Annotated in this window: 11 protein-coding genes; 9 read left to right on the top strand and 2 right to left on the bottom strand. The window is 41.4% G+C overall.

The annotated features are described in order from the left end of the window. Positions 1-43 precede the first annotated feature (43 nt). Positions 44-1,894: a M2 family metallopeptidase gene (locus tag PASHI_RS00470; RefSeq protein ID WP_062564209.1), complete on the bottom strand. Its 1,851-nt coding sequence runs from the start codon at positions 1,892-1,894 to the stop codon at positions 44-46. Between the two features lie 168 nt (positions 1,895-2,062). Between PASHI_RS00470 and PASHI_RS00465 the strand changes: the two genes are divergently transcribed. Further along, positions 2,063-4,342, top strand: a complete 2,280-nt coding sequence (locus tag PASHI_RS00465; RefSeq protein WP_062564208.1) for an acyl-CoA dehydrogenase — start codon at positions 2,063-2,065, stop codon at positions 4,340-4,342. Between the two features lie 59 nt (positions 4,343-4,401). Here the strand turns inward: PASHI_RS00465 and PASHI_RS00460 are convergent, their stop codons facing one another. Then, positions 4,402-6,771: an EAL domain-containing protein gene (locus tag PASHI_RS00460; RefSeq protein ID WP_062564207.1), complete on the bottom strand. Its 2,370-nt coding sequence runs from the start codon at positions 6,769-6,771 to the stop codon at positions 4,402-4,404. A 191-nt stretch (positions 6,772-6,962) separates the two neighbouring features. Here PASHI_RS00460 and pyrC point away from each other — a divergent pair, with 191 nt between their 5' ends. From pyrC to PASHI_RS00420, 8 genes are all read left to right on the top strand, one after another. After that, a complete protein-coding gene (gene pyrC / locus PASHI_RS00455; protein WP_062564206.1) occupies positions 6,963-8,009 on the top strand; it encodes a dihydroorotase in 1,047 nt (348 codons plus the stop codon). 340 nt (positions 8,010-8,349) lie between these two features. After that, positions 8,350-8,559 (top strand): cold-shock protein, encoded by a 210-nt coding sequence (locus PASHI_RS00450; protein WP_036967526.1) that lies wholly within the window; start codon positions 8,350-8,352, stop codon positions 8,557-8,559. A 435-nt stretch (positions 8,560-8,994) separates the two neighbouring features. Continuing rightward, positions 8,995-9,609 (top strand): response regulator transcription factor, encoded by a 615-nt coding sequence (locus PASHI_RS00445; protein ID WP_063705929.1) that lies wholly within the window; start codon positions 8,995-8,997, stop codon positions 9,607-9,609. A gap of 474 nt (positions 9,610-10,083) precedes the next feature. Beyond that, positions 10,084-10,854, top strand: a complete 771-nt coding sequence (locus PASHI_RS00440) for a DUF3450 domain-containing protein (protein WP_062564205.1) — start codon at positions 10,084-10,086, stop codon at positions 10,852-10,854. 6 nt (positions 10,855-10,860) lie between these two features. Then, positions 10,861-12,225: a MotA/TolQ/ExbB proton channel family protein gene (locus tag PASHI_RS00435; protein WP_054561743.1), complete on the top strand. Its 1,365-nt coding sequence runs from the start codon at positions 10,861-10,863 to the stop codon at positions 12,223-12,225. Beyond that, positions 12,225-12,749, top strand: coding sequence for a MotA/TolQ/ExbB proton channel family protein (locus tag PASHI_RS00430; RefSeq protein WP_054551558.1), 525 nt, complete (start codon positions 12,225-12,227; stop codon positions 12,747-12,749). The genes PASHI_RS00435 and PASHI_RS00430 overlap by 1 nt, the downstream gene beginning before the upstream one ends. Before the next feature lie 14 nt (positions 12,750-12,763). Further along, positions 12,764-13,168, top strand: coding sequence for an ExbD/TolR family protein (locus PASHI_RS00425; RefSeq protein WP_054551557.1), 405 nt, complete (start codon positions 12,764-12,766; stop codon positions 13,166-13,168). Continuing rightward, positions 13,168-13,785, top strand: a complete 618-nt coding sequence (locus tag PASHI_RS00420) for an energy transducer TonB (RefSeq protein ID WP_054551556.1) — start codon at positions 13,168-13,170, stop codon at positions 13,783-13,785. Before PASHI_RS00425 ends, PASHI_RS00420 begins: the two co-directional genes overlap by 1 nt. Positions 13,786-13,794: the final 9 nt, after the last annotated feature.

The raw sequence follows: 13,794 nt of genomic DNA, 5'->3' as shown, positions 1-13,794 counted from the left end.
ATATAAAAAAGCCCGCATTATGCGGGCTTTTTCGTTTTTATCATTACCAACCGCACTGGCGGCCTTCATTTTGCTCATCAAGGTATTTTTGTAACGGTGCAAAGTAATCTAAGATTGCTGTTGCATCCATTTCTTCTTTACCAGTGATAGTAGCAAGAGCTTCTTGCCATGGGCGGCTTGAGCCCATTTCTAACATAGCATTTAGTTTTTCACCTGCCTCAGCAGAGTTGTATACAGAACAACGGTGAATCGCTTCTTCGTTACCGGCAATTTCACATAAACTTCTGTGGAAGTCGAATTGTAAAATGTGCGCTAAGAAATAACGTGTGTAAGGCGTGTTGCCTGGTACGTGATACTTAGCACCTGGATCGAAGTCTGCTTCGCTACGTGCGATAGGCGCTTGTACACCTTGGTATTTTTCACGTAATTCCCACCACGCTTTGTTGTAGTTCTCTGGTGTTACTTCACCTGAGAAAACTTTCCAGCGCCATTGGTCTACTAATAAACCAAATGGGATAAATGCTACTTTGTCTAATGCCATTTTCATTAATAGGCCGATATCTTTTGATTCATCAGGCACTTCATCTAATAAACCAATTTCTTTTAAATAACCTGGCGTTACAGAAAGAGCAATGGTGTCACCAATCGCTTCGTGGAAACCATCGTTCGCACTTTCTTGATAATAAATAGGCTGCGTGTTGTACGCGCGTTGATAGAAGTTATGGCCTAACTCATGGTGGATAACAGAGAATTCTTCACCTGTGCGTTGAATACACATCTTAATACGTAGGTCGTCTTTGCTATCAATATTCCAAGCTGACGCATGGCACTGTACGTCACGATCTTGTGGTTTAGTGAATAGTGAGCGCTCATAGAAGGTATCTGGCAATGGCGCAAAGCCCATTGATGTAAAGAACTTCTCGGCGCCACGTACCATTTTAAGTTCGTCGTAATCGTGCTCAGCTAATAGTTCTGTTACGTCATAACCAGGATCGGCATTTTCTGGTGCAACAACATCGTAAATGTTACCCCACGTTTGTGCCCACATATTACCTAGTAGGTGTGCAGGGATAGGCTGGTCTTGTGGTACTTTATCTTCGCCATATTTTTCACCTAGCTTGGCACGAACATGACAATGTAATGAATCATAAAGCGGTTTAACTTGGCCCCAAATACGGTCAAGTTCTTTTGCAAAATCATCGGCTGGCATGTCGTATTTACTACGCCACATAGCACCTGTATCTGCATAACCTAGCTCTTTTGCACCTTCATTGGTGAGTGCAACTTGTTGCTCATAAAGCGGGCGCATAGGTTTTGAAACTTGACGCCAACCTTGCCATAAATCAAGCAATTCATTGTAATCACGGCTCGTTGCCATTTTAGCGGTCATGTCGCCAAGGCTTAAACAGCTACCATCTTCTTTACAGTATTTACCTTTACCATAAATACCCCCTAGCTCAGCCACTAATTGTGAGAGCTTAGCTGTTTTTTCAGCATCTTGTGGTGCAGGTAACGTAAGCGCTAGTTTAAGTTTATCGAGTTTACGACGCGCATCGTAGTCTAGCTCTAAACTATCGAATTTTGCAGCTTCATTAGCAAGGCGAACAACGGCTTCGGTCATCTTGCGATTTACTTCAGCAGATAGTTCCGCAGTATCATGGGTAATGAAGTTGGCATAAATCCATTCAGCACGGCTTGCTTCTAAATAAAGCGCGCTTAATTCTTTTTCAGTAGCGGCGATAAATTTATCGGCATCTTGTGCGGTAACTTGGCTTGTTTTGACTTCAGCAGTCGTTGTTTTAGTGCTCGCAGTGTCATCATTACAGCCAGTAAGTGCTAGTGCACTTGCGACCATAAGCGCGCTGATGCTGAGCTTAAATGGAGTCTTTTTCATAACGTTCCCTAGAAGTTTATTGTTATTTATTGCCCATGCATAATAGCAGTGTCTTAGTAAACAACAAACTGCCTAGCCGAAAACAACCTAAGTAAGAGCTGCTTACGTTGTATTTATGGCACGATCAGTCATACTTGAAGCAGTTAATTAAAATAAAAGGATTGCACAATGACGACCGTAATCATTCTGTTACTGGTTGCTGTGATTGTAATTTTTGCGGTGAAAGACATTCGCCTCAATCTTGTCACACGACCTACGTTTAGTATGTTTAAAAAAGTTTTGCCGCCGTTATCGCAAACAGAACGTGAAGCTATGGAAGCAGGTGATGTTTGGTGGGATGGTGAATTATTCAGTGGTAACCCAGATTGGCAAAAACTGCATCGTTTCCCTAAACCTGAACTTAGCGAAAAAGAACGCGCATTTATGAGCGAGCAGGTCGAAACCTTGTTAGCCATGCTTGATGATTATCAAATTGTGCAAAAAGATAAAGACCTACCAAAAGAAGTGTGGGACTACCTAAAAAAAGAAGGATTTTTTGCGTTAATCATTCCTGAAAAATTTGGTGGTCGCGAGTTTTCGGCGATTGCAAATTCAACCATCGTTTCGAAAATTGCTACTAAGAGCTTAACCGCTGCGGTTACCGTAATGGTCCCCAATAGTTTAGGTCCAGGTGAATTACTCCTTCACTATGGTACTACCGAGCAACAAGAGCGTTGGTTGCCAAGCCTGGCTAAGGGTGATGACGTGCCTTGTTTTGCATTAACGGGCCCTGAGGCTGGCTCTGATGCAGGCAGTATTCCTGATACTGGCGTAGTTTGTAAGGGCATGCATAACGGTGAGGAAGTGATTGGCTTAAAACTTAACTGGTCAAAACGTTATATCACCCTTGCACCCATTGCCACAGTGTTGGGTCTAGCATTTAAAATGTACGATCCTGAGGGCTTATTAGGTGATAAAAAAGAGCTTGGCATTACGTGTGCGCTTATTCCAACTGATCACGAAGGTGTGCAAACAGGTGAGCGTCATTACCCGTTAAACATGGCATTTATGAATGGCACAACATACGGTAAAGATGTGTTTATTCCACTTGATTGGATCATCGGTGGCGAAAAGGGCGCTGGTCGAGGCTGGCGCATGTTAGTTGAATGTTTAAGTGCAGGTCGAGGTATTTCGTTACCGGCACTTAGTACAGCAACTGGCCATTTGGCTTCAAGAATGACATCAGCCTATGCAACCGTACGCCAACAATTTGGTGTGTCGATTGGCCAATTTGAGGGTGTCCAAGAGGCATTGGCACGTATTGGTGGATTAACTTACACCTTAGAATCAGCAAGGCTAATGACCGCAGGGGCGATTGACTTAAAATTGAGTCCGTCTGTGGTTACCGCTATAGCTAAGTACCATATGACTGAAATGGGTCGTACAGTAATGAATGATGCTATGGACATTCATTCTGGTAAAGGTATTCAAGTCGGGCCAAATAACTATTTAGCCCATGGCTATATGGGGATCCCGGTATCGATTACCGTTGAAGGTGCAAACATTCTTACTCGTAACTTGATGATCTTTGGTCAAGGCGCTACTCGCTGTCATCCGTTTGTTTTAAAAGAAATGGAAGCAGCAGCAATGGAAGACCATGATGTTGCCTTAAAAGAATTTGACTCATTACTGCTGCAACATATTTTATTTGCAGGTAGTAATGCAGGTATGGCATTTGTGCACGGTTTAACGCGCAGTTACTTCGCTAAAGCCCCTGTATGTGGCGCAACCACTGTTTACTACAAACAGTTAAGCCGCATGAGTCGTGGTCTAGCGTTTTGTACTGATGTTGCGATGTTAGTATTAGGTGGTGAGTTAAAACGCAAAGAGATGATTTCGGCACGTTTAGGTGATGTGCTTAGCCACTTGTATCTTGCTTCATGTGTACTGAAACGCTACGAAGATGAAGGGCGTCAGCAAGCTGACCTACCATTTGTGCAATATGCTGTTGAGCATTCGTTATTCTGCATTGGTCAGGCATTCGACGGCTTCTTTAAAAATTTCTCTAATCCAGTAATTAATTTCTTACTAAAACGTATTGTGTTCCCACTAGGTAATCATTACCACCGTCCAAGTGATGAGTTAGCCCAAACAATGTGTGAGCACATGAGCAAACCAGGGGTCTTTAGGGACAGATTAACCCACCTTTGTTATGTCGATGAAAATGCAGGGACTGGTGTAATGGAAAATGCCTTTTTAGCCATGATTGATACCCATGAAGACTTTAAGCAGCTTCGTAAATGGCAAAAAGAAGGCACTATTGCTAAAAACCTTGAACTCGAGGGCGCAATTGCCGCAGCGGCAGAGAAAAACTTGATTAACGAAACCGTTGCAGAGCGCATGAACCAAGCCAATGAGCTACGTAAACAAGCGATAGCCGTTGATAACTTTGCATCTGGCGAGCTGTAACTTTTTGTAAAGTATAAACAAACTAAGCCTTGCATTTGCAAGGCTTTTTTATATTAGCATTATAGGCCGTGAGAGATGACTTTTTCTGCTTCACTGGCTGGCATAGGTTTCGCTTTTAAGAAGCCTTGACCAAACTTACATTGAGTTTGTTTTAGGATTGCCAATTGTTTTTCTGTTTCAATCCCTTCAGCAACGACATCGAGTTTTAACGATTGTGCTAATGATAAAATGGCATCAACCAAGGGGTTATGCGCTTTGTTCAAGTGGTCAATGAAACTTTTATCAATTTTCATTATGTGAATCGGTAATTGGTGTAAATAACCAAGCGCTGAGTAGCCTGTACCAAAGTCATCTAAACACAGTTTCACTTCAAGAGGTTCAAGGCCCTTAATGATTTTTGTTGCCAGCTCTAAATTGCCAATAAGGCCAGACTCGGTGATTTCTAAGCATAGTGAGCCAAGTGGCAATTTATATTGTTTGTATAAGGAATGTATTTGCGCTACAAAATCAAGGCTCGCAAAATGACGCGATGATACATTCACGGTGATTCTGCCAAATGCTTTACCTTCACTTGTCCACTTTGCGATTTGCTTTGCAGCAAGCTCAAGCAAATGTAAATCTAGATTGATAATTTGCCCTGTATCTTCTGCAACCGGAATAAAATCATTTGGCGAGACAAAGCCTTTACTTGGGTGGTGCCAGCGTACAAGTGCTTCAAAACCTACAACTCTTGTGTCTTGAATTGTAAAAATTGGCTGGTAGTAAAGCTCAAAATCGTCATGCTCAATACCATGCTGTAAATCATTTTCTATATCAGCATGATTTTTAAGTTTTTTTCGCATGGTATTGTTGAAAAACTTAACCTTACCACGGCCAGATGACTTTGCCTCGTACATTGCTGCATCGGCATGTTGTAATAGCTTATAAGCTTGGTCGCGACTGCTTTCACAAAAGGCAACGCCTATACTGGTAGATGCTTGCAATAGGTGGCCGTCAATATTGAGAGGCTCTGATAGTACCTGTTGAATGCGATCTAGAGCATCATTAATTTGTTGTTTATCGGTGATGTTTTCCATAAAGATGGCAAACTCATCGCCCCCTAAACGGGCAAAAGTATCCGTATTGCGAATAGTACCTAAGATCAACTCACAGATTTTGACCAAAAAGTGGTCGCCAACCTCATGGCCTAATGAGTCATTGATACTCTTAAAGCGGTCAAAGTCTAGATAGAGCAGGGCATGTTGATTGCGCTTATCAGCTCTTGCAAGGCGAAGGATCGCATGTTTAATACGCTCTATTAATAACGAGCGATTGGCAAGGCCGGTTAATTCGTCGTGAAGAGCGCGGTGCTCAAGCTCTTGTCTTGATAATTGACGGTCTATCGCCATGCTAATTTGACGGCTCACATACGTAAGTAAAGCACGGTCATGTTCGTCATAGTGATAGCTTTTACTGTAACTTTGTACGGCAATGACACCGCTTATACGCTCATTTACTTTAAATGGCACACCTAGCCAAGACTCGGCCTGGCGACCAACCATTTTAAAATGACCCGCATCAATGTGCTGTTGAAATTCTTCTTTCGTGAAAAGTAAAGATTGGTCGATGTTTAATAAATAATAAGATGCAGTATCTTTTAATTGTTCTTTTGATATTTTTTTATGGGCGTTAGAACGCACGCCTTCTTCGATAATGTAAACCAAATCAAGCACATCGAGCTGCTTATCATACAGGCCAATGAAGAAGTTATCTGCTCTAAGTAAAGAGGTAATAATACCATGTAAAGATTCGAAGAAACTATCTAGCTCGCTCGATTGATAAGTTAGATTGGCTATTTGCAGCATCGAGCGCTCTAGCTTTTGTGCATCGTTTAACTGCATAACGGTTTGCTGTAAATCTTCTACGGTGCGAACCTGATTTATCTTGGCACTTAATAGATGCGCCACTGTTGATAAAATCTCTAAATGGGCGTCGTTGTAGTAATCTTTTTGCGGGTGCTCACAGTCAATGACACCCAGTACTTTTTCTTTATAAACTAATGGTACGCAAAGCTCAGAAAGAGCAGGGCGAGAGTCAGCGATATAACGCGGGTCTTCACTGACATCGCCAATCATTAACGGTTTACCAGTGCTTGCGACATACCCCGTAATACCTTGATCAAAGCTAATTTCTGTACGGTCGATATGGTAAGTATCGTGGCTGCTTGCTGTGCCAATAGACGCCATTTCTTTGAGGGTGCGAGTTTTGTCATCGGCTAGATAAATAACACACTCTTTAAAACCTAGGCGGCTTACCACTTCTGATGTGACATACTCTAACAATTCTTCAACTGTGTCTAATTGCATCACAGATGATGAGAACTGATTAATAATATGTAGTTGGTCTGTTTTGACCTCAAGTGCAAAAGCAGCGTCTAAACTCTTAGGCATAGAATAAAAGGTAACCGGAATGTTGTATTAATTTATTACGTTAACCTACTATCAAACTATCCACAAAGTTATTTTCAAAAAAAACTGGAACTGGTGTAAACTAGGCACCTGAATATGAACTTGGGTAAATAAGCGAGGTTATTTGCTCAATGTTTACGCTATCCCCCTAACTTTAGCCGTGGAAACAAGCAATGTCAGATTTAAATTCGATGCAAACTCTAACAATTACACGCCCTGATGATTGGCACATTCATTTACGTGATGGCGAGCAACTCGTTGATACCGTTCGTGATGCTAGCCGTTACATGGGGCGCGCGATCATCATGCCGAACCTTGTTCCACCGGCAACCTGCACAGACACTGCTTTATCTTACTACGAGCGAATTAAAGCTGCGGGCCCACAAGGTAACTTTGAACCATTAATGGTGCTTTACCTAACAGATAAAACTACACCAGAAGAAATTAAAAAAGCTAAAGCAACAGGTAAAATTGTTGCTGCTAAGTTGTACCCGGCTGGTGCGACTACCAACTCAGATTCAGGTGTAACCTCAATCAAAAACATTTACCCTGTACTTGAGGCAATGCAAGAAGTAGGGATGTTACTGTTAGTACATGGTGAAGTAACCGATTCATCAATTGATATTTTTGACCGTGAGAAGGTATTTTTAGAAACAATTCTAGCGGACGTGGTAAATGACTTCCCGAATCTTAAAATTGTGCTTGAGCACATCACCACGAAAGATGCAGTTGAGTTTGTTAATAATGCACCAGAGAATGTTGCTGCAACAATTACTGCTCATCACCTTCTTTATAACCGTAATCATATGCTAGCAGGTGGTATTCGCCCGCATTATTACTGCTTACCTATTCTAAAGCGTAACATTCACCAGCAAGCGTTAATTGGTGCTGCAACAAGTGGTAGCAAAAAGTTCTTCTTAGGTACTGATTCTGCACCACATTACAAAGACAAAAAAGAAGCGGCCTGTGGTTGTGCAGGGGCTTATACTGCTCACGCAGCTATCGAGCTTTATGCTGAAGCGTTTGAAGAAGCAGGTGCTTTAGAAAAGCTAGAAGGTTTCGCGAGCCACTTTGGCCCAGACTTCTACGGTATGCCTCGAAACCAAGATACCATTACATTGGTAAAAGAGAGCTGGACAGTACCAGCAAGCTATAAACTAGGTGATTCAGAAGTAGTGCCAATCAAAGCAGAGGCGCAAATGGATTGGCAAGTTAAGTAAGTTTTAGCAAGCTATAAATTGAGATTTAAAAGCCCATCTATTTGATGGGCTTTTTTCATTGATAATTAATTGTTTATAAATAGTACTGTCATATATTTTTGTTTAGGCAGTTGACCTTAAAATTATTTTCGATTAATAGAGCTAAAAGCAATTTAATGTGTTAGTCTTAAATTGCTTTGAGTTTTTGCGTATTGAATTTACGGATAATGTGCGGCTGTACGGTTACCGGTTTGGTTATTGGTTCTTCCTGTACTTTACCCCAAGTTTTTTGGGCATTCACTCAGGGAGGATAGAGCCATTATGGCTGAATTTTAATAATTGACTTACAGGAAAATTTGGTATGTCAAACACGGTTACTGGTAAAGTTAAGTTCTTCAACGAAGCTAAAGGCTTCGGTTTTATTGAACAAGAAAATGGCCCTGATGTATTCGTACACTTCAGCGCTATCACAGGTACAGGCTTCCGCACTCTAAGCGAAGGTCAGCAAGTATCTTTCGGCATCAAACAAGGTCAAAAAGGCCCTGAAGCTGAGAACGTAGAAGTAGCATAATTAATTATGCGAACCTAAGCATTTTGGTGAAACAGTTTCTGTTTCACCAAAAATTCATTTTTATCTCCTGCTAAACCCCAAGTTTTAACTCTCTATAAATAGTCATAAACTGTACCGAATTTATATTCCTCCAAAGGCATTGTTTAAGACTAAATTAATCAGCCAATAAGCTAGAACTTCGCATTCTATGCCCTAAAAGCTACTCTCCATAACTAAAGTATTATATGCTGTACCGATAGGATTTATTTAACATGACATCACCCGTTATGTTTAGTTTGTAGTTTTGATCGAACTCGAAAGTGAGCAGCTAAAAAAGTTTATAGTTATTTTTCACCAATCTAGAAATAACCCGCTAAACTTAAATTATCCACATGTGGAATAAATGCTGAGTAACTTATACTTGTTTGATGAAATATAATGAAGGTTTGCTAATCGATGAGCATAGGAAACAATATACTTTTGGTAGACGACCACCCTATGGTGGCAACAGCAATTAAAATGGTACTCGCTAAGTCTACATTAGTTAACGAAGTACAAGCTGTTGGAAGTCAAAAGGAAGCATTGCAGTTTTTAAAAAGTAATAATGTAGCGCTAGCGATTTTAGACATTGAGTTAGAAGACTCAGATGGCTTTAGTTTATATAAGCGCGCAGTCAGTAGTGGGTTTACTGGCAAAGTATTGTTTTTATCTGCTAAGCAAGACAAACATATTATTCGCACTGCAGCAAAGCTAGGCGCTCAAGGATTTGTTAACAAGGCCGAAAGCCTTGAAGATATCTCCTCCGCAGTTGAAATGATTTTGCGTGGCTATACTTTCTTTCCACAAGAGCACCTAATAGCGTCTGAAAAAGACATAGACGAGTTACTCACTGAACGTGAACTCGCAGTGATGAATTATCTACTACAAGGCTTATCAAACAAAGACATTGGTGAAAAACTTTTCATCAGTAATAAAACGGTAAGTACATACAAAGCGAAAATATTTGAAAAACTTGAAGTTGATTCAATTATCTCACTCGCTAAGCTAGTTAAAGACCGCGCCGTATTTTAACTCTCTCACCCGTAGCGGTGAGAGATTTCAACTCTCTCATTCTTGTGTTTAGTGTCTGATTTGGCTGCTTATTGAGCGGTTAGATGTAGTGAGTGCATAAAAATTCTTCAAAACAGATTTTTTAGATGAACAAAGTGAATTTTTTTTTCATTTTTCTTCAGCACTTTCAGATTTCATAAAATGTTACATTTATGTTTAAGGTTGAACCTAATATGAATGCAATGTTCGCCAGTAAAGGGCTATAGAAGTACCACATGAATACCTCTGTTATATTTTTGTTAATTCATTGTTTTGGTTATTTTCATCTCAACGACGAGTCACCAAATTTTTCCGATGAAAGCCGAACATCAAGTTGACAGACTCTGAAGCATTTAGCATTATTGGAGAGTTGATATCTATTAAAAGATATCAGGGTTGTCCTCTTCGGAGGATAATTAAATTATAAAAGTAACATTACTTAATTGGTTGGGAACTATGTCTGTTAAAATCAGAAAGAGTCTTGTAGCATCAGCGTTGGTTGGCGCTTTTGCATTTGCAAGCAGCAATGTGATTGCAGATCCTTTGAAAGATGTGCAAGATGCAGGTCAACAAATTCAAAAGGCTGCTGTTAAGTCTCAAACTAAAATTGACAATGTATATGGTCAAACTCAAGAGCTAATCGCTGAGTACCGTAGCATTGTTGACGAAACTGAGCTAATGAAGGTTTATAACGATCACGTAGCACGTTTGGTCGCTGACCAAAATGCTTCAATCGAATCGTTTGACCGTCAAATCGCAACTATCGATAACACGAAACAAAACGTTGTGCCTTTGATGTATCGCATGATCGATACGCTTGAGCAATTCATCAAAGCGGACGTTCCGTTCAATCTTGAAAACCGTCTTGCACGTGTTGAAAGACTTCGTGACATCATGGCGTCAGCATCAGTTACTACATCTGAAAAATTCCGCCAAGTTCTTGAAGCTTACACTGTTGAAACTGCATACAGCTCAGCTGTAACTGCTTCTCAAGGTACTCTTGAGATCGATGGTAAGAGCATCAACGTTGACTTCGGTCGTTTAGGTCGTATCACTTACGTAGCTCAGTCTTTTGACCTTAAGCACGCGTGGGTGTGGGATAACAATACTAAACAGTGGAAAGAATTAGGTGAAGAATACCTAAAACCTGTTAAAGAAGTTATCCGTATGGCGCGTAAACAAGCGACATTAGAACTTGTTAAACTACCAATCTTTGGCGCGGAGTAATCAATAATGAAGAAACTATTTAAAGGTTTTGCTGTTGCAGCAGTACTATCTGTTTCTGCAGGTACCGCGCTTAATGCACACGCAAACACTGATGCTTTAGACAAAATTCTTGAGCAAGTTAAGCAAGAACGTATCTCTGAAGGCAAATTAAATAAGCAACGTGAACAAGAGTTCCTTTCAGCTCGTGCTGACAAGCAAGCGTTACTTAACAAAGCTAAAAGCGACCTAGCTGCTGAAAAAGCACGTGGTGACCGTTTAGCTAAAGAATATGCTCAAAACGAAAATACTTTAGCTGAAAAAGAGCAAGCTCTTTTAAACGCTCAAGGTACATTAGGTGAGATGTTCGGTGTTGTACGTCGTGCAGCTGCTGATGCAATCGGTTCAATCGAAGCATCACTTGTTTCTGCTGAAAAACCAGGACGTGCTGAAGTACTTCGCTCACTAGCTGCTGCGAAAGAACTTCCAACTGTTCGTGAACTAGAAGAGCTTTGGATTTCTCTTCAAACTGAAATGACTGAGTCAGCTAAAGTTTCAACTTTCGAAACTGAAGTTGCAGGTCTTGACGGTTCATCTTCTGTGAAGAAAGTAACTCGTATCGGTAACTTCAACTTAGTAACTGACGACGGTTATTTAATCTACTCTCCAGAAACTAAAGCGATTCAACCTCTAGGTAAGCAACCTGATAGCTACATCCTAGCTGGTATCAGCGATTTAGAAGGTACTTCTGCAGATAACTATGCTGGCGTATACATCGACCCGACTCGTGGCGCGATCTTACGAATCAACACGCAGAAGAAATCACTAATGGAATACTACGAGCAAGGTGCTGAAGTAGGTTACATCATCACATTACTATTAATTGTTGGTCTACTTATCTTCATCGTTCGTTTCATTGACCTTGCGCTTACTAGCACTAAGATTAAGAGCCAGCTTAAAAACCTTTCTACTCCGAATACAAACAACCCACTGGGTCGTATTCTTAAGGTTTACGCTGATAACAAGAATCAAGACGTTGAAAACCTTGAGCTTAAACTTGACGAAGCAATCCTACGTGAAACGCCTCGCATTGAAGCTGGTATCAACATCATCAAGATCTTGGCAGCAATCGCTCCATTACTAGGTCTACTAGGTACGGTAATCGGTATGATCCTTACGTTCCAAACAATCACATTGTTCGGTACAGGTGATCCGAAGATCATGGCTGGTAATATCTCTCTAGCACTTGTTACTACAGCGTTAGGTCTAATTGCAGCTCTACCACTTATCCTACTTCACTCAATTGTTGCGGGTCGTAGTAAGTCGGTTCTACATGTCCTTGATGAGCAAAGCGCTGGTATCATCGCTGCTCACGCGGAGAAGGAGAAAGCCTAATGCTAGTCCTGATGGAGATCTGGGAATCTATCAGGGATTTTGTTGGCACAGGCGGCCAGGTATTATACGTGGTCGCGATAGCACTCTTTCTTATGTGGGTTTTAATGATTGAGCGCTATTGGTTCCTACTAGCTGAGTTTCCTCGTATGACGAAGAACATTGTAGCTCAGTGGGATGCCCGCCAAGACACTACGTCTTGGTACGCACACAGAATCCGTGAAGCATGGATTTCTGAAGCGTCTGAAAAATTAGATCAGCGTATGTTGTTGATTAAGACATTAGTAGCTGTTTGTCCTTTAATCGGCTTATTAGGTACTGTAACGGGTATGATCGCGGTTTTCGAAACCATGGCTACTCAAGGTACTGGTAACGCACGTTTAATGGCATCAGGTATTTCAATGGCAACAATCCCAACAATGGCTGGAATGGTTGCGGCACTATCTGGAGTATTCTTTAGCTCACGTCTAGAAGCGAGAGCGAGAATGGCGAAAGCTAAACTTGTAGATAGCATGCCTCATCACTAGAGAGAGAATTAAATATGGCACGTAAACAACGTTTTCGTGAAGAAGAAGAAGCAGCGGTTGACATGACGCCAATGCTTGACATCGTATTTATCATGCTTATTTTCTTTATCGTAACTACATCGTTCGTTAAAGAGGCTGGTATCGAAGTCAATAAACCTAAAGCAGCTGCAGCTACGAAGCAAAAAAATGCAAACATTTTTGTTGCTATCCGCGCTGACGGTGCGATCTGGATTGATAAACAACAAGTAGACGTTGAGCGTGTATCAGCTAAGCTTGAAAGTTTATTAGCAGAACAACCTACTGAAGTTGTAATTTTGCAAGCTGATAAAGAAGCAAAACACGGCGTAGTAGTTAAAGTTATGGACCAGATCAAAGCGACGGGTGATAACCTTAAAATTTCAATAGCTGGAGATCAGTAATGATTCGTTTTCTGTTTTCACTGATTGCAGGTGGGGCAGTTACTTTCGGCTTGTTCTACTTCATGGCGTACCTCATCTCCGGTGGAGCTGACCGTGCGACTGAACAAAAAGAACAGATCGTAGTCGAAATTATGACGAATCCGCCTGAATCTAAGGTGCAGGAGAGGAAGCGTGTTCCGCCTCCGCCTCCGCCACCGCCAAAGCAGCCGCCTAAGCCGCAGCCGCCTCAGCCGGAAAACAGCAACCCGAACACTGGTGGTTTGTCATTTAATATGCCAAGCATCGATGTGGGTAGCACAGCTGGTGGCCTAAGTGGTCCAGGTGCATTTGGACGTGATGGTGACGCGACACCTATCGTTCGTATTGAACCAAAATACCCTACGCAAGCAGCGCGTGATGGTAAAGAAGGTTGGGTACAACTTTCATTCACTATCAATGAAGTTGGTGGTGTAGAAGATGTTGAAGTGATCGACGCAGATCCTAAACGTATCTTCGACCGCGAAGCTAAACGTGCGCTACGTAAGTGGAAGTACCGTCCGAAAATCATCGATGGTAAACCACAGAAGCAATTTGGTCTTCAAGTACAATTAGACTTTAAACTTAACCAAGGCAACTAAGGAGGCGAG

The sequence above is a fragment of the Pseudoalteromonas shioyasakiensis genome, assembly GCF_001550135.1.
GTDB classification, from domain to species: Bacteria; Pseudomonadota; Gammaproteobacteria; order Enterobacterales; family Alteromonadaceae; genus Pseudoalteromonas; species Pseudoalteromonas shioyasakiensis.
This window is presented reverse-complemented; position numbering and strand designations above follow the sequence as displayed.

What these genes read in the sequence shown, in the direction of transcription:
- PASHI_RS00470 (WP_062564209.1), bottom strand. Translation starts at nt 1,894, where the DNA reads ATGAAAAAGACTCCATTTAAGCTCAGCATCAGCGCGCTTATGGTCGCA.
- PASHI_RS00465 (WP_062564208.1), top strand. Translation starts at nt 2,063, where the DNA reads ATGACGACCGTAATCATTCTGTTACTGGTTGCTGTGATTGTAATTTTT.
- PASHI_RS00460 (WP_062564207.1), bottom strand. Translation starts at nt 6,771, where the DNA reads ATGCCTAAGAGTTTAGACGCTGCTTTTGCACTTGAGGTCAAAACAGAC.
- pyrC (WP_062564206.1), top strand. Translation starts at nt 6,963, where the DNA reads ATGTCAGATTTAAATTCGATGCAAACTCTAACAATTACACGCCCTGAT.
- PASHI_RS00450 (WP_036967526.1), top strand. Translation starts at nt 8,350, where the DNA reads ATGTCAAACACGGTTACTGGTAAAGTTAAGTTCTTCAACGAAGCTAAA.
- PASHI_RS00445 (WP_063705929.1), top strand. Translation starts at nt 8,995, where the DNA reads ATGAGCATAGGAAACAATATACTTTTGGTAGACGACCACCCTATGGTG.
- PASHI_RS00440 (WP_062564205.1), top strand. Translation starts at nt 10,084, where the DNA reads ATGTCTGTTAAAATCAGAAAGAGTCTTGTAGCATCAGCGTTGGTTGGC.
- PASHI_RS00435 (WP_054561743.1), top strand. Translation starts at nt 10,861, where the DNA reads ATGAAGAAACTATTTAAAGGTTTTGCTGTTGCAGCAGTACTATCTGTT.
- PASHI_RS00430 (WP_054551558.1), top strand. Translation starts at nt 12,225, where the DNA reads ATGCTAGTCCTGATGGAGATCTGGGAATCTATCAGGGATTTTGTTGGC.
- PASHI_RS00425 (WP_054551557.1), top strand. Translation starts at nt 12,764, where the DNA reads ATGGCACGTAAACAACGTTTTCGTGAAGAAGAAGAAGCAGCGGTTGAC.
- PASHI_RS00420 (WP_054551556.1), top strand. Translation starts at nt 13,168, where the DNA reads ATGATTCGTTTTCTGTTTTCACTGATTGCAGGTGGGGCAGTTACTTTC.